The sequence below is a fragment of the Actinorugispora endophytica genome (genome assembly GCF_004363075.1).
Classification (GTDB): Bacteria; Actinomycetota; Actinomycetes; order Streptosporangiales; family Streptosporangiaceae; genus Actinorugispora; species Actinorugispora endophytica.
Genome location: NZ_SNYN01000001.1, coordinates 1 through 15,395, shown reverse-complemented (window position 1 = coordinate 15,395; position 15,395 = coordinate 1). Strand labels below are relative to the sequence as shown.

At 72.7% G+C, this 15,395-nt stretch carries 16 protein-coding genes; 7 read left to right on the top strand and 9 right to left on the bottom strand.

What is annotated here, in order from left to right; genetic code table 11:
* Nucleotides 1–33: 33 nt before the first annotated feature.
* The 5 genes from EV190_RS00080 to hisN form a co-directional block, all read right to left on the bottom strand.
* Complete coding sequence (locus EV190_RS00080; RefSeq protein WP_133739344.1) at nt 34–759, bottom strand: ABC transporter ATP-binding protein; 726 nt, start codon at nt 757–759, stop codon at nt 34–36.
* Nucleotides 759–1,820 (bottom strand): peptidase M23, encoded by a 1,062-nt coding sequence (locus tag EV190_RS00075; RefSeq protein ID WP_341770499.1) that lies wholly within the window; start codon nt 1,818–1,820, stop codon nt 759–761. Before EV190_RS00075 ends, EV190_RS00080 begins: the two co-directional genes overlap by 1 nt.
* Nucleotides 1,821–1,825: 5 nt before the next feature.
* The gene (locus tag EV190_RS00070; protein WP_133739343.1) at nt 1,826–3,031 is read right to left on the bottom strand and encodes an ABC transporter permease; all 1,206 of its coding nucleotides are present in this window, start codon (nt 3,029–3,031) and stop codon (nt 1,826–1,828) included.
* 379 nt (nt 3,032–3,410) lie between these two features.
* Nucleotides 3,411–3,956, bottom strand: coding sequence for a hypothetical protein (locus EV190_RS00065; RefSeq protein ID WP_133739342.1), 546 nt, complete (start codon nt 3,954–3,956; stop codon nt 3,411–3,413).
* A gap of 55 nt (nt 3,957–4,011) precedes the next feature.
* A complete protein-coding gene (gene hisN / locus EV190_RS00060) occupies nt 4,012–4,818 on the bottom strand; it encodes a histidinol-phosphatase (protein ID WP_133739341.1) in 807 nt (268 codons plus the stop codon).
* 50 nt (nt 4,819–4,868) lie between these two features.
* Between hisN and EV190_RS00055 the strand changes: the two genes are divergently transcribed.
* Both EV190_RS00055 and EV190_RS00050 read left to right on the top strand, forming a co-directional pair.
* Nucleotides 4,869–5,447: a TetR family transcriptional regulator gene (locus tag EV190_RS00055; protein WP_243742239.1), complete on the top strand. Its 579-nt coding sequence runs from the start codon at nt 4,869–4,871 to the stop codon at nt 5,445–5,447.
* Nucleotides 5,448–5,560: 113 nt separating this feature from the next.
* Nucleotides 5,561–6,271 (top strand): HAD family hydrolase, encoded by a 711-nt coding sequence (locus tag EV190_RS00050; RefSeq protein WP_133739339.1) that lies wholly within the window; start codon nt 5,561–5,563, stop codon nt 6,269–6,271.
* A gap of 34 nt (nt 6,272–6,305) precedes the next feature.
* On the opposite strand, the gene rsgA is transcribed toward EV190_RS00050, so the two are convergent.
* On the bottom strand, nt 6,306–7,364 hold the full coding sequence (gene rsgA, locus EV190_RS00045; RefSeq protein ID WP_133739338.1) for a ribosome small subunit-dependent GTPase A: 1,059 nt from the start codon (nt 7,362–7,364) through the stop codon (nt 6,306–6,308).
* On the bottom strand, nt 7,361–8,635 hold the full coding sequence (aroA, locus tag EV190_RS00040) for a 3-phosphoshikimate 1-carboxyvinyltransferase (protein WP_133739337.1): 1,275 nt from the start codon (nt 8,633–8,635) through the stop codon (nt 7,361–7,363). Before aroA ends, rsgA begins: the two co-directional genes overlap by 4 nt.
* A gap of 136 nt (nt 8,636–8,771) precedes the next feature.
* Here aroA and EV190_RS00035 point away from each other — a divergent pair, with 136 nt between their 5' ends.
* Nucleotides 8,772–9,254 carry an OsmC family protein gene (locus tag EV190_RS00035; protein WP_133739336.1) on the top strand — a complete coding sequence of 161 codons (483 nt, stop codon included), beginning with the start codon at nt 8,772–8,774 and terminating at the stop codon, nt 9,252–9,254.
* 18 nt (nt 9,255–9,272) lie between these two features.
* On the opposite strand, the gene EV190_RS00030 is transcribed toward EV190_RS00035, so the two are convergent.
* Nucleotides 9,273–9,791, bottom strand: coding sequence for a DoxX family membrane protein (locus EV190_RS00030; protein WP_133739335.1), 519 nt, complete (start codon nt 9,789–9,791; stop codon nt 9,273–9,275).
* Nucleotides 9,792–9,949: 158 nt separating this feature from the next.
* On the opposite strand from EV190_RS00030, the gene EV190_RS00025 reads away from it, so the two are divergent.
* Together EV190_RS00025 and thiC are read left to right on the top strand one after the other, a co-directional pair.
* On the top strand, nt 9,950–10,813 hold the full coding sequence (locus EV190_RS00025; protein WP_133739334.1) for an SOS response-associated peptidase: 864 nt from the start codon (nt 9,950–9,952) through the stop codon (nt 10,811–10,813).
* A 326-nt stretch (nt 10,814–11,139) separates the two neighbouring features.
* Nucleotides 11,140–12,819, top strand: coding sequence for a phosphomethylpyrimidine synthase ThiC (gene thiC, locus EV190_RS00020; RefSeq protein ID WP_133739333.1), 1,680 nt, complete (start codon nt 11,140–11,142; stop codon nt 12,817–12,819).
* Nucleotides 12,820–12,957: 138 nt separating this feature from the next.
* Here thiC and EV190_RS00015 read toward each other — a convergent pair whose 3' ends face one another.
* Nucleotides 12,958–13,758, bottom strand: a complete 801-nt coding sequence (locus EV190_RS00015; protein WP_243742238.1) for a class I SAM-dependent methyltransferase — start codon at nt 13,756–13,758, stop codon at nt 12,958–12,960.
* Nucleotides 13,759–14,334: 576 nt separating this feature from the next.
* Between EV190_RS00015 and EV190_RS00010 the strand changes: the two genes are divergently transcribed.
* Complete coding sequence (locus EV190_RS00010) at nt 14,335–14,973, top strand: sigma-70 family RNA polymerase sigma factor (protein ID WP_133739331.1); 639 nt, start codon at nt 14,335–14,337, stop codon at nt 14,971–14,973.
* Nucleotides 14,970–15,254 (top strand): mycothiol system anti-sigma-R factor, encoded by a 285-nt coding sequence (gene rsrA / locus EV190_RS00005; protein ID WP_133739330.1) that lies wholly within the window; start codon nt 14,970–14,972, stop codon nt 15,252–15,254. The genes EV190_RS00010 and rsrA overlap by 4 nt, the downstream gene beginning before the upstream one ends.
* Nucleotides 15,255–15,395: the final 141 nt, after the last annotated feature.

The following is a 15,395-nucleotide window of genomic DNA, read 5'->3' as shown; positions in this document are numbered from 1 at the left end:
GTCGGGGCGGGCCCTCCGTCTTTCCCGGCGCGCTCAGCGGGTTCGTCCGTCGGTGATGGTGACGACCCGGTCGGCGCGGGCGGCGACCTCGGGGTCGTGGGTGACCACGATCACCGCGGCTCCCCGGGTCCGCGCCTGGCCGAGCAGCTGGTCCATGATCATCTCGCTGCTGGCCGCGTCCAGGGCGCCCGTGGGCTCGTCGGCGAGGATCAGCGGGGGATTCAGGCTCAGCGCCCGCGCCAGGGCCACACGCTGCTGCTCACCGCCGGACAGCTGGTGCGGACGGGAGGAGAGGCGGTGTCCCAGGCCCATCGACTCCAGGAGCTCCCTGGCGATCGCGCGGCGGCGCACCAGGGGGACGCCGGCCAGCACCATGGGGACGCACACGTTGGCCAGCGCGGTGCGCCGCTCCAGCAGGTGGAACTGCTGGAAGACGAAGCCGATGCCCTCGTTGCGCAGCCGCGCGCGTCGCCCCTCGCCCAGCCGGGGCACCTCCAGGCCGTTGAACACGTGCTCGCCGGAGTCCGCGCCGTCCAGCAGCCCGAGGATGTTCAGAAGCGTGGACTTGCCCGACCCGGACTGGCCGACGACGGCCACGACCTCGCCCCTGGCGACCTCCATCGAGCAGCCCTTGAGCACGTCGATCGTGGTGCCCGACACGGTGAAGCCGCGCCGCAGGTCGTGGATGCGCAGCAGCGGGCCGTCCGGGGCGGGGTCCCCGGTCCGCGCGCGGTCCGCGGTCGCGGAGCGGGAACCCATCACCAGCCTCCGGACATGGTTCCGTCGATGACCTCGTCCCCGCCCGGCGGAGCGGACGGGACGTCGAACTCCTCGGACAGCGGGACCGGGTCCATGACCCTGTCGCCGATCGACAGGCCCCTGACGACCTCGACGTTCTCTCCGTCGGAGATGCCCAGTCCGACCTCGCGGACCTCCTCGGAGCCGTCCTCGCCGACGACGAGGACCTCGCCCTCGTCCACCGAGCCGCGCACCGCGGTCACCGGGACGATCAACGCGTTCCTCGCCCGGCCGGTCACGATCGACAGCTGGCCCTGCACCCCGGGGAACACCTTCAGGCTGTCGGGGATCCGGCAGACCAGCTCGATCGAGGCCCCGTCGGCCCCGTCGGCCGCGCCTCCCGCGCCTGGTGCGTCCTCGGCGGCGCTGTCGGATCCGTCCGCCCCCGAGGTCTCGCCCGTCCCCAGCGACATGAACTCGCACGGTTCGGGGGCCGGCCCTCTGTCGATCTTCAGCATGATCTCGTGAGGATCCTCGTAGAACCGGTAGACCTCGTTCGGCTCGATCCGGGCGACGGCGCGGAACTCGTCCTTGACGACCTCCGCGATCGGTCCCGCCTCGACCGGGTCGCCGACCGCGAGGTCGCCCAGCCCGGCGACCGTGCCGGTGGCGGGGGCCCGCACGACGACCTCGGTCGTGGCGGGAGCGGCCGCCTCGCCGTCGTCCCCGGCCCCGGCGGCCGCCGGGACCTCGTCGGCGACCGTGAGGGTCACCACGGGCGCGCCCTCCTCCACGGACTGGCCGTCGCTCAGCCAGACCCGCGCGACGGTCCCGCTCCGCTTCGACTCCACCGCCTTTCCCGGGGCCGCCGTCACCGTGGCGGAGAGCACCACCCGGCTGCTGATCTCCCCGTGCCGGACCTCGACCGGTTCGCTCTCGGCGACCAGCCCCGTGCCCGGGGCGGTGAAGTCCTCGCCGGCTTCGGAGCCGGACGAGAGCAGGAGGTAACCGCCCGCGCCCGCTGTGCACAGCAGTACGGCCAGGACGGCGCCGACGATGATCCACTTCTTCAATGTTCTCACTACTCCTATTCCCGCAGCCCGGCCACCACGGACGCGCGCAGCGCCCGCCAGGCGGGGATGACACCGGCCAGAAGGCCGACGAACGCCGCGCTTCCGAGGCCCACGAGGACCGCTTCCGGAGGCACGAGGATCGACACGTCCGAGGGCAGGTGGGGAGCGGCGAAGACGTCGCCGACCCCCGCCAGCAGATAGCAGAGGGCGAGCGCGATGGCTCCGGCCACCACAGAGACCACGACGGCCTCGGTGACGACCGCGACGAACAGGGTGAACGAGCTCGCGCCGAGCGCCCGGTAGGTGGCGAGCTCGCGGCGGCGCTCGCGGACCGTGACCAGGCCGACGTTGAGGACGCCGAGGAGCCCGGTCGTCAGCGTGATGGCGGCGATGCCGAGCAGACCCAGCGAGAGGTAGTCGATGATCTGCGTGAAGTCGTCGGCCTGGTCCGCCCGCCAGGCCGACACCGGCGGTCCCCATTCGGGGTCGGTCTCGGGGAGCCCCCAGCGCCAGGAGGCCGAGCCGAGCCGTTCCAGGTAGGCGTCGGGGTCGGCGTCGGCGGGGTCCACCAGGACGCTGTAGGACGACATGGTGCCGGGCTCGGGCTCGGGCAGTATCGCCTCGCCGGCGGGGGATCGCAGCAGGTAGGCGCTGTGCCAGCCGGGGTCCATGCCGCTGTCGGCCAGCACTCCGACCACGCGCGCGTCCACCCACCGGTCCGCGCCGATCTGCAACCGGGCGTCGCCTTCGAGGACCTCGGCCAGCGACTCGTTGACCACCAGCACCGGCGCGAGGGACCGCTGGTCGCCCTCCGTGAACCAGCGGCCCCGGGTCATCTCCAGCGTGCGGATCTCGCCGAGTTCGGCGTCGACCAGGGTGATGCCGGGCTCGGGCACGGTCTCGGTGCCGGACCGGAGGAAGAGGCCGTTGACCCACGTCGTCATCGACACGGACCGGGCGCCGGCCCGGCGCAGGTCGGACTCGAACGCCTCCAGATCCGAGGGCACGCCGCCGAGGTCCACCTGGAAGGTGGCGGCGCGGCCGAAGTTGATCTCGCTGTAGGCCACCGCGTAGCGCTCGCCGACATGGCCGGCGGTGACGACGGCGATCAGGGAGCCGACGCCCACGACGATCCCGGCGCAGGAGAGGAGCGTCCGCGTGATGTTGGCCCGTGATCCGGCGAAGGCCAGTACGAGTCCGGCCGTCATTGAACGCAGCAAGTCGTGGGCCCTTTCTGTGGAGAGGGCACGGTCGTGGGAGGACCCGGAGGTCCGAACTGCTGACGTCAACGCGGCCGGAAACGGTCCCGGTTCACAGTTATCGTAACGGGTCGATAACGGAATGTGGCCTCCGGCGCGGGGGTGAATTCGGGCACCGGTGGTCTTGTTGACGGTCGTGGGCTTTCCGCCCGTTTCGGGGCCGGGAAGGGCGGAAAGCCCAAAACCGTCAACGGACCCCTCACGCGACGGACATCGTGGGCGCGGCCCCGACCCCCACCCGCCGTCGCCGCCCGCCGTGACCTCGCGATGCGCGTGGCGTGAGGCCGAACGACCCACCCGAAGCACCGGCACGCCGAATCACCCCCGCGCCGGAGACTTCCTACTGCGCGCCGACGAATCCGTCGCAGGAGACGAACGCCTCGTCGTCACCGACCGACCAGACGACGGTGTGCGCACCGGGGGCGACCCCGGCCGGGCCGGCCTCGAAGTCGCCGGGGAAGGCCAGCGTGGTCCAGTCCGAACCGCTCAGCGTCGCGGTGGCCAGGTAGACCTTCTCGTCGGGCGCCGTCACGCTCACCGAGACCGGCACCTCACCGGCCCCCTCCGCGTCGCGCAGGCCGATCTCGGCGGACCCGCCGGAGACCTCGCTCCGGGGAGCGGAGGTCTCCCAGGCGCCCTCCACGTCGGTGGTACGGGCGGGGGCGCAGGTCAGGGTCCCGCCGTCGAAGCGCGGCTCTTCCGCGTCCGGCTCCTGGGCGGCCTCGGAGGAGGACGCGGAGAGGTCGGAGGCGAGCATCTCCTCCAACTCCTCGGAGGTGGGGCCGTCGGAGCCCGAGCAGCCCGACACGAGGAGCAGCCCCGCGACGGCGAAGGGAAGCAGGCCCGACCGGGCACTGCGGGGAACGGAGAAGTGGAGGGGAGGCACGACCGGCAGATTACTACGTCCCCACCGGTCGTGACATCAGATCCGGAACCGGTCGTCAGGTCAGACGGAGCGGAGTGGGACCGCCGTTGAGCTGGGTCAGCACCGAGTCGTGCAGCGCGCCGTTGGTGCAGACCAGCGCGCCTCCGTCGACGAACGGGCCGCCGCGCAGGTCGGTGGCCCGGCCCCCGGCCTCCTCCAGGATGACGGGCAGGGGAGCCGCGTCCCAGAGCGACAGCTCCGGTTCCGCCGCGACGTCCACCGCGCCTTCGGCGACCATCACGTGCGACCAGAAGTCCCCGTAGGCGCGGGTGCGCCACACGGAGCGGGACAGCCCGAGGAAGGACTCCAGCCGCTGCTGCTCCTCCCAGCCGGTCAGCGAGGAGAACGACAGGGAGGCGTCCTCCAACCGGGACACGGCGGACACCCGGCAGCGGGTGGCCTTGGCGAGGTTGCGCCCGGTCCACGCCCCGCTGTCCTTGGACGCCCACCACCTGCGGTGCAGCGCCGGAGCGGACACGACGCCGACAACGGGCCGGTTCCCCTCCAGCAGCGCGATCAGCGTCGCCCAGACGGGCACCCCGCGCACGTAGTTCTTGGTCCCGTCGATCGGGTCCAGCACCCAGCAGCGGGAGCTGTTGCCGGTCATCCCGTACTCCTCGCCGATCACGGCGTCACGCGGGCGCGCGCGGGAGATCACACCGCGCAGGGTCTCCTCGACCATCCGGTCCGCTTCGGTCACCGGGGTCAGGTCGGGTTTGGTGTCGACCTTCAGGTCGAGGGAACGGAAGTGCTTCAGGGCGATGTCGTCCGCCGCGTCGGCGAGGACGTGGGCGAAACGCAGGTCATCATCAAAGGCCGCCATGGCGGGTAACGCTACCGGTCCGCGGGCCGTCCGGCATGCCACCATGGGGGATGACCTCTGGCAGAAGCGTGCGGGAACGGCTCCTGGACTCGGCGTACGCCGAGATCGTGTCCGGGGGGTGGACGCGGATGCGGATGGCCGACATCGCCTCGGGGGCGGGGGTCTCCAGGCAGACCCTCTACAACGAGTTCGGCGCCAAGGAGGGACTTCTCCAGGCCGTGGTGGTGCGCAACGCCGGGGTCTTCCTGGACCGGGTGGTGCGGATCCTCACCGAGAACAGCGCCGAACCGACGCTCGCGCTGTCGCGCGCGGCGCGCTGGATCTTCACCGCCGCGCGCGAGGACGCCCTGCTGCGCGCGATCCTCGCCGGGGACACCGAGCTGCTGCCGGTGCTGACGACCAGGGCGCAGCCCGTGCAGGACGCCCTGCAGGAGCGGGTGGCCGCGTTCCTGCTGGAGTGCCGGCCCGGCCTGGGCGAGCGCGCCGCCGCGATCGCGGACGTGTCGGTGCGCCTGTCCGTCTCCTACGTGCTGCTGCCGACTGACCCCGACCAGGCCGCGCACCGCACCGAGATGGTCGTCGCGAGCCTCCTCCACTCCGTGGGGAGCGCCGAGCCGAGTCGCCGCTGAGCCTCTCCCCGGTCGCGTACGAGACCGGTCCCGGGCGGCCCGGCTTCCGCGGATGCTCCCTCCGGCAGCCCCGTCGCCGTCCGCCCGGAGGGGCGGTGGGGGAGACTGGGCGGGTGAACGACACCCAGTATCCGGAGTCCCGTCCGCCCGCGTTCCTGTTCGACCTCGACGGAACCCTCATCGACAGCGTGTACCAGCACGTCGTCTCCTGGCGCGCGGCGCTGGCGGAGACGGGCATCGACCTGTCGGTGTGGCGCATCCACCGCAGGATCGGGATGAGCGGCGGGCTGTTCGTGTCCGCGCTGATGCGCGAGACCGGGATCGACCTCAGCCCCGACCAGGTCAGGGCCCTGCAGGAGGCGCACGCCCGGCACTACCTCGAGCAGCACGAGACGGTGCGGCCGCTGCCGGGGGCCGCCGAGCTGCTGAACACGCTCACCGAGCGCGGCATCGCCTGGGCGATCGCCACCAGCGGCCGGCGCCGGACCGCGGGCGCGGCGCTCGAGCTGTTGGGCCTGCCCGAGGACACGCCGATGATCACCCGCGACCTCGTCCGGCACGCCAAGCCCGACCCCGACCTGTTCCTGGCCGCGGCGGCGCACCTGAAGGTGGCCCCGACGTCGACGATGGTGGTCGGCGACAGCGTCTGGGACCTGCTGGCCGCCCGACGGGCGGGGGCCCTGGGGGTGGGGCTGCTCTCGGGCGGCTACGGCAGGGAGGAGCTGGAGCGCACCGGCGCCTACCGGGTCTACAGCGACCCTCTGGACATGCTGGAGCGCCTCGACGAGCTGGGCGTGCGCGGAGGCGCGGGAGCGGACCTCTGACGACGGTCCGGACCGGACGCGGGCGCGGGGCGGGTCAGTGGTCCGGCTCGCCCTCGCGGCTGGCCAGCAGGCGGCGCAGGGAGGCCACGCGGGCCGGGTCCAGGCGGTCCCCGGCCAGCCAGGTGTCCAGCGCGCAGTCGCCGCCCGCCAGGTGGGGGCAGCCGGGCGGGCACTCGTCCACGGCCCCGGCCAGATCGGGGAAGCCCGCCACCACGTCGTCGGGGTCGATGTGCGCCAGGCCGAAGCTGCGCACGCCCGGCGTGTCGATGATCCAGCCGTAGTCCAGGCCGGCCCGGTCGGAGCCGTTCCCTCGGGCCGCGCGCAGCCGGGCCAGCCCTTCGCTGCCCCCGGCGGCGCCGATCGGCAGCGCCACGGCGGAGGTCGAGGTGTGCCGTCCCCGGCCGGTCACCGCGTTCACCCGTCCGACCGCCCGCTGGGCCTCGGGCACCAGCAGGTTCACCAGGGTGGACTTGCCGACCCCCGAGGAGCCGACCAGCACGCTCACCCGGCCCATCAGCTGCTCGCGCAGGTCCGAGAGCTCCTCGTCCCTGCTGGTGACCACCCGGCGCAGCCCCAGCGCCGAGTAGGCCGCCACCAGGGTGTCGGGCGCGGCCAGGTCCGACTTGGTCAGGCACAGCAGCGGGTCGAGGCCCGCGTCGTAGGCCGCGACGAGGCAGCGGTCGATGAACCGCGGCTGCGGCTCGGGGTCCGCCAGCGCCGCCACGATGACCAGCTGGTCGGCGTTGGCGACGATCACCCGCTCCACCGGGTCGGTGTCGTCGGCGGTCCGGCGCAGCACCGAGGTGCGCTCCTCGACCCGGACCACCCGCGCCAGCGTGTCGGGGCGGCCGGACAGGTCGCCGACGAGCGCCACGGCGTCGCCCACGACGATGCTGCCCTTGCCGAGCTCGCGGGCCTTCATCGCCACGACCGCGCGGTCCTGCACCAGGCAGCGGTACCGGCCGCGGTCCACCCCCGTGACGAACCCCAGCAGCGCGTCATCGTGCTTGGGGCGCTTGCGGGTGCGCGGCCGGGAGCCGCCCCGGGCGCGGATCCGGACGTCGTCCTCGTCCAGGTGGCGGCCGCCCCTCACGAAGCGACCTCGGCCCACAGGGCCGGGAAGTCCGGCAGGGTCTTGCCGGTGGTGGCGATGTTCTCCACCTCCACCCCGGGCACCGCGAGCCCGATGACGGCGCCCGACGTGGCCATCCGGTGGTCGTCGTAGGACTGGAACAGGCCGCCGCGCAGCGCCTTCGGGCGGATGACGAGGCCGTCGGGAAGCTCCTCGGCGTCGCCGCCGAGCCGGTTGATCTCGTTGGCCAGCGCGGTGATCCGGTCCGTCTCGTGCTTGCGCAGGTGCGCGACGCCGGTGATGCGCGACGGCGTGGAGGCCAGCGCGGCGACGGCCGCGACGGTCGGGGTGAGCTCGCCGACCTCCCGCAGGTCGGCGGTGATCCCGCGGATCTCGCCGGTGCCGCTCAGGGTCAGACCGTCCCCGGTGAACTCCACCGCGCCGCCCATCTCGGTGAAGAGGGCGCGCAGCGCGTCACCCGGCTGGGTGGTGCGGCGCGGCCAGTCCCGCACCGTCACACGGCCCCCGGTGACCAGCGCCGCGGCCAGGAACGGCGCCGCGTTGGACAGGTCCGGCTCGACCGCGATCCCGACGGCCTTGACCGGCCCGGGAGCGACCCGCCACACGTTCGGAACGCTGACGTCCACCTCGACCCCGGCGGCGCGCAGCATCTCCACCGTCATGTCCAGGTGCGGCTGGGACGGGACCGGCGGGCCCACGTGCCGGACCTCCACGCCGTTCGTGAAGCGGGCGCCGCTGAGCAGCAGGGCGGAGACGAACTGCGAGGAGCCGGAGGCGTCCAGGGTGACGCTGCCGCCCGGGACCGCGCCCCGGCCGTGGATGAGGAGGGGCAGCGCGCCGCGTCCGCCGTCGTCGATGTCCGCGCCGAGCGCGCGCAGCGCCGTGAGCAGTGGTCCCACGGGCCGTTCCCGGGCCCGGGGGTCGCCGTCGAAGGACACGGTTCCGTGCGCGAGGGCGGCCAGCGGAGGCACGAACCGCATCACGGTCCCGGCGTTGCCGACGGCCACGGCGGCGGGACCCGCGGGCGGGGCGGGGACGACGGACCAGTCCGCGCCGGCCTCGGCCACGCCGATGCCGAGCGCGCGCAGCGCGTCCGCCATCAGGGAGGTGTCGCGGCTGCGCAGCGGGCGACGCACCACGCTGGGGGTCTCGGACAACGCGGCCAGGATCAGCGCGCGGTTGGTCATCGACTTGGAGCCGGGCAGGCTGACCGTGGCGTTCACCGGACCCGAGGCGGTCGGCGCGGGCCAGTGCGGTGCGGATTCAGGCATGCCCCAAGGTTATCGGGACCGGGCGGCCGGTCCTCCGACGGCGTGCGTCGCGCCGCCCGCGGGACGGCCGCGGGTGTCATGCTGTGCCTGTCCAGCCGGAGAGCTCCGGGGAAGAGATGAAGACGGGGAGACGGGTATGGCGACGGTCGGCAAGGAGCACCACTACGACGTCCGGGTCCGCTGGACGGGGAACACCGGGTCCGGGACCACGAGCTACCGGGGCTATGAGCGCTCCCACGACATCGAGGCCCCGGGCAAGCCGCTGCTGGAGGGGTCGGCGGACGCGTCGTTCCACGGCGACGAGTCCCGGTGGAACCCCGAGGAGCTGCTGCTGGCGGCGCTGTCGCAGTGCCAGATGCTGTCCTACCTGGCGGTGGCGGCGGCGGCCGGGGTCAACGTGCTGGAGTACACCGACGCCGCCACCGCCACCATGGTCACGAACCCCGGCGGATCGGGCCAGTTCACCGAGGCGACTCTGCGCCCGGTGGTGACGGTGGCCGACGCGGACACGGTCGGGACCGCCGAGACCCTCCACGCCAAGGCCGGGGAGCTCTGCTTCATCGCTCGCTCGGTCAACTTCCCCGTGCGCCACGAACCGGTCGTCCGGGCGGCGGGCTGATCCGGGGCCGGGCCCCGGTCAGCGGCCCAGCGCGGAGACCGCCGTCCCCGCTCTCCCGCGGACCCGCCGCCCGGCCCTCGCGGTGGACCTGCGGATCCGGCCGACCGCGTGCTCGGCCTCCCATCGCAGGTGGGAGGGGCGCTTCCGCGGTTCGGTGGCGGCCAGGACCAGGGCGCCGAACAGGCTGAGGTCCTTGACCGCGGCCGCGCGCCGCCGGGCGCGGTCCTCGGGGTCGCCGCCGGTGGCGCCGCGCAGTCCGGCCAGCACGGTGGGGACCGACTGCGCGGCCAGCAGCGCGCACGCCGTGCGCGGCGCCCGGCCCGCCAGCAGCAGGAGGCCGCCGACGACCCCCGCCGCCCCTTGCAGGCGGACCAGGAGTCCGGGGTCGTCCGGCAGCCGCGGATAGCGCTCGGCCAGCCGGTGCACGGCCGGTGCGAACTCCTTGGCGCGCGGGGCCGGATCGCGCAGCGCCGCTACCCCGTCCAGGACGAACGGGACGGCGAGCAGACGTCGGGCCTGGTTGCGTAGCACTCCCACTATCGCCTTCTCTCGTGGTGCCGGGTGGAACGGAGGCCCGTGCGCGTATGGCCGCTCTCGGAGCCGTACCCAACGGCTATACCCGAGCCGACCGGGAACATCCACGACACCGAGGGGCGTTTCGGGATGTCGTCGTGGGCGCGATCTAGGCTTGGGGCATGTGCGGTCGGTACGCGCTCGCGCGCGGCAGGAACGAGATCCAGCTCGCCTTCGGCCTTCCCGGAGTGGAGGAGGCCTCGCCGGTGAACGGCGCCCCCCGGGCCTGGCCCCCACTGGAGGAGCTCGCGCCCGACTACAACATCTCGCCCGGCAGGCGCGCCTACGCGGTCCTGGGCCGCGCGCCCGGCGAGACCGGCGCGCGCACGGCCGGGCCCCGGCACCTGGCGACCCTTCGATGGGGTCTGGTGCCGTCCTGGGCCAAGGACGCCAACGTCGGCTACCGGATGATCAACGCCCGCGCCGAGACCGTGGCGGAGAAGCCGGCCTTCCGGGCCGCGTTCGCCCGCCGCCGCTGCCTGCTCCCCGCCGACGCCTACTACGAGTGGCAGCTGCTGCCCAGCGCGCTTCCCGGCACCGCCGAACCGGGCACCTCCCCGGCGACCGACCCCGACCACAAGAGCCGTAAGGCCAAGGCGAGGAAGCGGCCGTTCGCGGTGCGCTACCGCGAGGAGGCGCCGCTGGCGCTGGCCGGGGTCTTCGAGCGCTGGCGCGACCCCGAACGCCCCGAGGAGGACCCCGCGGCCTGGCTGTGGAGCTTCGCGGTCATCACCACAGAGGCCGCGCCCGAGCTCGCGCACATCCACGAGCGCATGCCGGTGGTCGTCGGCGAGCGCGACTGGGGCACCTGGCTGGACCCCGAGGCGGGCCCGGCCGACCTGCACTCGGTCATGGACTCCACCCCGGTGGCGGAGTTCGACGTGTACGAGGTGAGCCCGGCGGTCAACACCGTCCGCAACAACGGTCCGGAGCTGCTCGTCCCGAGCGCGACGGACCCCGGAGCGGATCCGGGGACGCTGTTCTGACATCCGGGCGCCGGAGCGCGTCCTCGAAGTCCCGCAGGGCGTTCTCCGCCCCCGGTGAGCTGCGGAGACCATCGTCGGTACCCCTTCGCGCCCGACATCAAACCGCTCGGAGCGGTGGAATCTTCGCATAAGCCACCGGTATGGTGGCCTACGCCATACGGCCCGGTGTTCGTAGCCGGAGTACCACCCACCGTGACGACGGTGCGTGACAAGTCAAGACCGCGGGAGCTCGCGCCATGGCGGGCTGAGAGGGCGGCCGGACCCAAGGGGCCGGTGCCGCCGACCGCAGAACCTGTTCGGGTAATTCCGGCGTAGGGAGGCGTGCCATGACGGCGCAAGACGACCGCGATGTCCGGCCCAGTGTGACCACGGGGCCCGTAAAGGGCTCGACGAAGGTCCACGTCGACGTCCCGGACCCCGCGAGGGAGGGACGCGTGCTGCGGGTCCCCCAGCGGCGGGTCGGGCTCTCCGACGGCACCCACATCGACCTGTACGACACATCGGGTCCGTACACGGACCCCTCCGAGACCATCGACCCGCACGCGGGCCTGCCCCGGCTGCGGGACGAGTGGATCCAGGACCGCGCCCCCGTGAACGGCGCGGTCACCCAGGCGGCCTACGCCAGGGCGGGCGTCATCACCCCCGAGATGCGCTTCGCCGCCGCGCGCGAGGGGGTGGAACCCGAGTTCGTGCGCTCCGAGGTCGCCCTCGGCCGGGCGGTCATCCCCGCGAACCGCCGCCATCCCGAGTCCGAGCCGATGGTCATCGGCAAGAACTTCCTGGTCAAGATAAACGCGAACATCGGCAACTCGGCGGTCACCTCCTCCGTCGCCGAGGAGGTGGAGAAGATGGTGTGGGCGACCCGATGGGGGGCCGACACGATCATGGACCTGTCCACGGGCAGGCGCATCCACGAGACCCGCGAGTGGATCCTGCGCAACTCACCGGTCCCGCTGGGCACCGTCCCGATCTACCAGGCGCTGGAGAGGGTCGGCGGCGACCCCGCCGCGCTGAGCTGGGAGGTCTACCGCGACACCGTGATCGAGCAGGCCGAGCAGGGCGTGGACTACATGACCGTGCACGCGGGCGTTCTGCTGCGCTACGTTCCGCTGACGGCCCGGCGCGTCACCGGCATCGTCTCCCGGGGCGGTTCGATCATGGCGGCCTGGTGCCTGGCCCACCACCGGGAGAGCTTCCTGTACACCCACTTCGAGGAGCTCTGCGAGATCCTGCGCGCCTACGACGTGACCTTCTCGCTCGGCGACGGCCTGCGGCCCGGCTCCGTCGCCGACGCCAACGACGAGGCCCAGTTCGCGGAGCTGCGCACGCTCGGCGAGCTCACCCACGTCGCCCGCGCGCACGACGTGCAGGTGATGATCGAGGGCCCCGGGCACGTTCCGATGCACAAGATCGCGGAGAACGTCCGGTTGGAGGAGGAGCTGTGCGGCGAGGCCCCCTTCTACACGCTCGGCCCGCTGGCCACCGACATCGCGCCCGGCTACGACCACATCACCTCGGCCATCGGCGCGGCCCAGATCGCCTGGCACGGCACCGCGATGCTCTGCTACGTCACCCCCAAGGAGCACCTGGGCCTGCCCGACCGGGACGACGTCAAGACCGGTGTGATCACCTACAAGCTGGCCGCGCACTCGGCCGACCTGGCCAAGGGGCATCCCAAGGCCCAGGAGCGGGACGACGCCCTGTCCCGGGCGCGCTTCGAGTTCCGCTGGCAGGACCAGTTCCACCTCGCCCTGGACCCGGAGACCGCGCAGTCCTTCCATGACGAGACCCTGCCCGCCGAGCCGGCCAAGACCGCGCACTTCTGCTCCATGTGCGGACCGAAGTTCTGCTCCATGAGGATCAGCCATGACGTCCGCAGGTTCGCCGAGGACAACGGGCTGTCCACGGTCGAGGCGATCGAGCGGGGGATGCGGGAGAAGGCGGCCGAGTTCGCGGACGGGGGAAAGCGGGTCTACCTCCCACTGGCCGAAGGTGAGGCACACTGAGAGGACCCCGCGGCCGCGCTCCGGTCTTTCAGCGGTAGACCGGAGCGTGGTCGCGGCGGTTCCCCGGTCAGGATCATCGGTGGGACGGGGCGCCTGTACGACCACCGACAACCGGGTGGCCCGGCCCCGGTCGACGACCTAGCCGGGCTTCCTGGCGCTGGCCAGCAGGTGGACGCCCACGTAGTCGTCGGAGCTGGCGGCCTTCAGCTCCATCTCCACCAGCCGGTTCAGGGCGCGGGGGTCGCTGCCCAGCACCATCTCCACGGTGGAGGCGGACAGGACCGTGCGGGGCTTGACCCACTCCAGCTCCAGGCCCGCGTCGGTGAGCAGCTCGCCGAGCTGCTCGGCGGTGAAGCACCGGGTGATGGTCCCGTCGGGCCACGGCACCAGCAGCACGTCGGCGTTGGGGGCGTAGCTGAGCTCGGGCCAGCAGTCCTGCTCGGCGAGCAGGGCCATCCCCAGGACCACGGAGTCCACGCACAGCAGGGTGCGGCCGCCCGGCCGCAGGACGCGGGCGATCTCGGCGAGGGACGCCTCGGTCACCAGGTGCTGGGAGAGCACCCGGTTGTCGGCGATGACGCCGTCGAAGACCTCGGACGCGAAGCTCGTCAGGAAGGTGGAGTCGCCGACGACCGGGCGCAGCCGGCCCGCGGGACGGTCGCGTTGGACCGGGGCGTGCCCGTTGACCAGCTTCAGCGTCCGCCGCGGCGCCATCTCCACGGACGGCAGCAGTGTGACGACGTCGTGACCGGCGGCCACGGCGCGCGACGAGCCGCGGAACTCCGGGCCGGACAGGTCGAGGATACGCCCCGGTTCGCGGGGCAGCCAGCGGGTGAGCTGGGCGGCGGCCACCGCCCAGTAGAACCGCCAGTAGGCCGACAAGGAGTCGGCCGTCGCGAAGTGCGCCGCGGTGGGGCGGGCGGCCGGAACACCGGCCACGGGGTCTGCGGATGATCGTGATGCCGTCAGCTGTGCTGCGGAACCGGAGGACGGACGCACGCACACTCCTCTCCCATCACCGGGTGTCGGACACCCGGTCTCCTTCGGCGGCGTATCCCGCGCGAGGGGCCGAGATTCCGGTTCTGTGCCGGGACCTCGCCGAACGCCGCCGCCGAGGGCTTCTGTCCCCACTTTTGCACGGCGCACCCGGTGGATACAGCCGATGCGGGAAGTTTCTTCGCCGGTGGCGGGGCCACGGCTGGGATGCCTCGGGGCGGTGTGGTCGCGGTCCGCCGGGAGTCCCCTACTCCCGTTCTCCCAGGAATCAGCGGCCGCCAAACGTTGTTCACATCGACATCACCGCAAGGGATCCCGTCCGCGTCGCGGGGGGACACCGGAGGGCGGACCAACGCGCGCCGGTGGTGGTGCGAGAGCGAAGGCAGGTCGATGTCGGCTTCTATCGAAGAGCGCCCCGTGCGCGTGCGGCGTCCTCGGAGCGTGCGTCCGGGATCGTTCCCGACGTATGGTGAGGTTGCGGTTGCCGCAAGGGAGAACCGCGCGAGGAGGCCGACGGGGTTGAGTCAGGGGCAGGAGACCATCGACGAGCGGGGGGCTCGGTTCGAACGGGACGTCATGCCGTTCTTGGACCAGTTGTACTCGGCCGGGCTGCGCATGACGCGCAACCCGACCGACGCCGAGGACCTCGTGCAGGAGACGTTCGCCAAGGCGTTCGGCTCGTTCCACCAGTTCAAAGAGGGAACGAACCTCAAGGCCTGGCTGTACCGGATCCTCACCAACACCTTCATCAACTCCTACCGCAAGAAGCAGCGCGAACCCAGGCAGGCCGGGACCGAGGACGTCGAGGACTGGCAGCTCGCGCAGGCGGCCTCGCACTCGTCCACCGGCCTGAAGTCCGCGGAGGCGGAGGCGCTCGAACACCTCCCCGACACCGACGTCAAGCGCGCGCTCCAGGAGCTTCCCGAGGACTTCCGCATCGCGGTGTACCTCGCAGACGTGGAGGGATTCGCGTACAAGGAAGTGGCCGAGATCATGGACACGCCGATCGGTACCGTGATGTCCCGGCTGCACCGTGGTAGACGCCAGTTGCGATCCATGTTGGAGGAGTACGCGCTGGAGCGCGGCTTCCTCTCCGCGCAGGCACGGGAGTCCGTGGGCGCGGCGAACGGCGGGGCAACTCGGAGGGACCAGCGATGAGCCGCGACGAACCGCAAGCGACACCCTGTAGCGAGGTACTCGACAAGGTCTACGCCTACATCGACGGCGAGCTCGAGGAAGACGGCTGCACCGACATCCGGAAGCATCTGGAGGAGTGCGGCTCCTGCCTGGAGGAGTACGGCCTGGAGGAGGCGGTGAAGCGGGTGGTGGCCAAGTGCTGCGGGTGCGATCCCGCTCCGGAGAAGCTGCGCGCCAAGGTGCTGAACCAGTTGGCGGAGGCCTGCGGGGACCTCCGTTCGCGCGAGGCGCTGACGGAGTAGCCGCCGAATAACGACGCGCGGGGGCGGCAGCCGGGTTTACCGGCGGCCCCCCCCCCCCGGGGGGATTGGGGGGGGTTTGGCCGGATGAGGCCGGTTGGGGGGGGGGGGGGGGCGACCGGTTCGGGCGTTGGCGCCGGCCCA

Excerpts from the sequence above, each read along its gene's own strand:
- EV190_RS00080 (WP_133739344.1), bottom strand. The coding sequence starts at position 759 with ATGGGTTCCCGCTCCGCGACCGCGGACCGCGCGCGGACCGGGGACCCC.
- hisN (WP_133739341.1), bottom strand. The coding sequence starts at position 4,818 with ATGGCGGCCTTTGATGATGACCTGCGTTTCGCCCACGTCCTCGCCGAC.
- EV190_RS00055 (WP_243742239.1), top strand. The coding sequence starts at position 4,869 with ATGACCTCTGGCAGAAGCGTGCGGGAACGGCTCCTGGACTCGGCGTAC.
- aroA (WP_133739337.1), bottom strand. The coding sequence starts at position 8,635 with ATGCCTGAATCCGCACCGCACTGGCCCGCGCCGACCGCCTCGGGTCCG.
- EV190_RS00035 (WP_133739336.1), top strand. The coding sequence starts at position 8,772 with ATGGCGACGGTCGGCAAGGAGCACCACTACGACGTCCGGGTCCGCTGG.
- EV190_RS00025 (WP_133739334.1), top strand. The coding sequence starts at position 9,950 with ATGTGCGGTCGGTACGCGCTCGCGCGCGGCAGGAACGAGATCCAGCTC.
- thiC (WP_133739333.1), top strand. The coding sequence starts at position 11,140 with ATGACGGCGCAAGACGACCGCGATGTCCGGCCCAGTGTGACCACGGGG.
- rsrA (WP_133739330.1), top strand. The coding sequence starts at position 14,970 with ATGAGCCGCGACGAACCGCAAGCGACACCCTGTAGCGAGGTACTCGAC.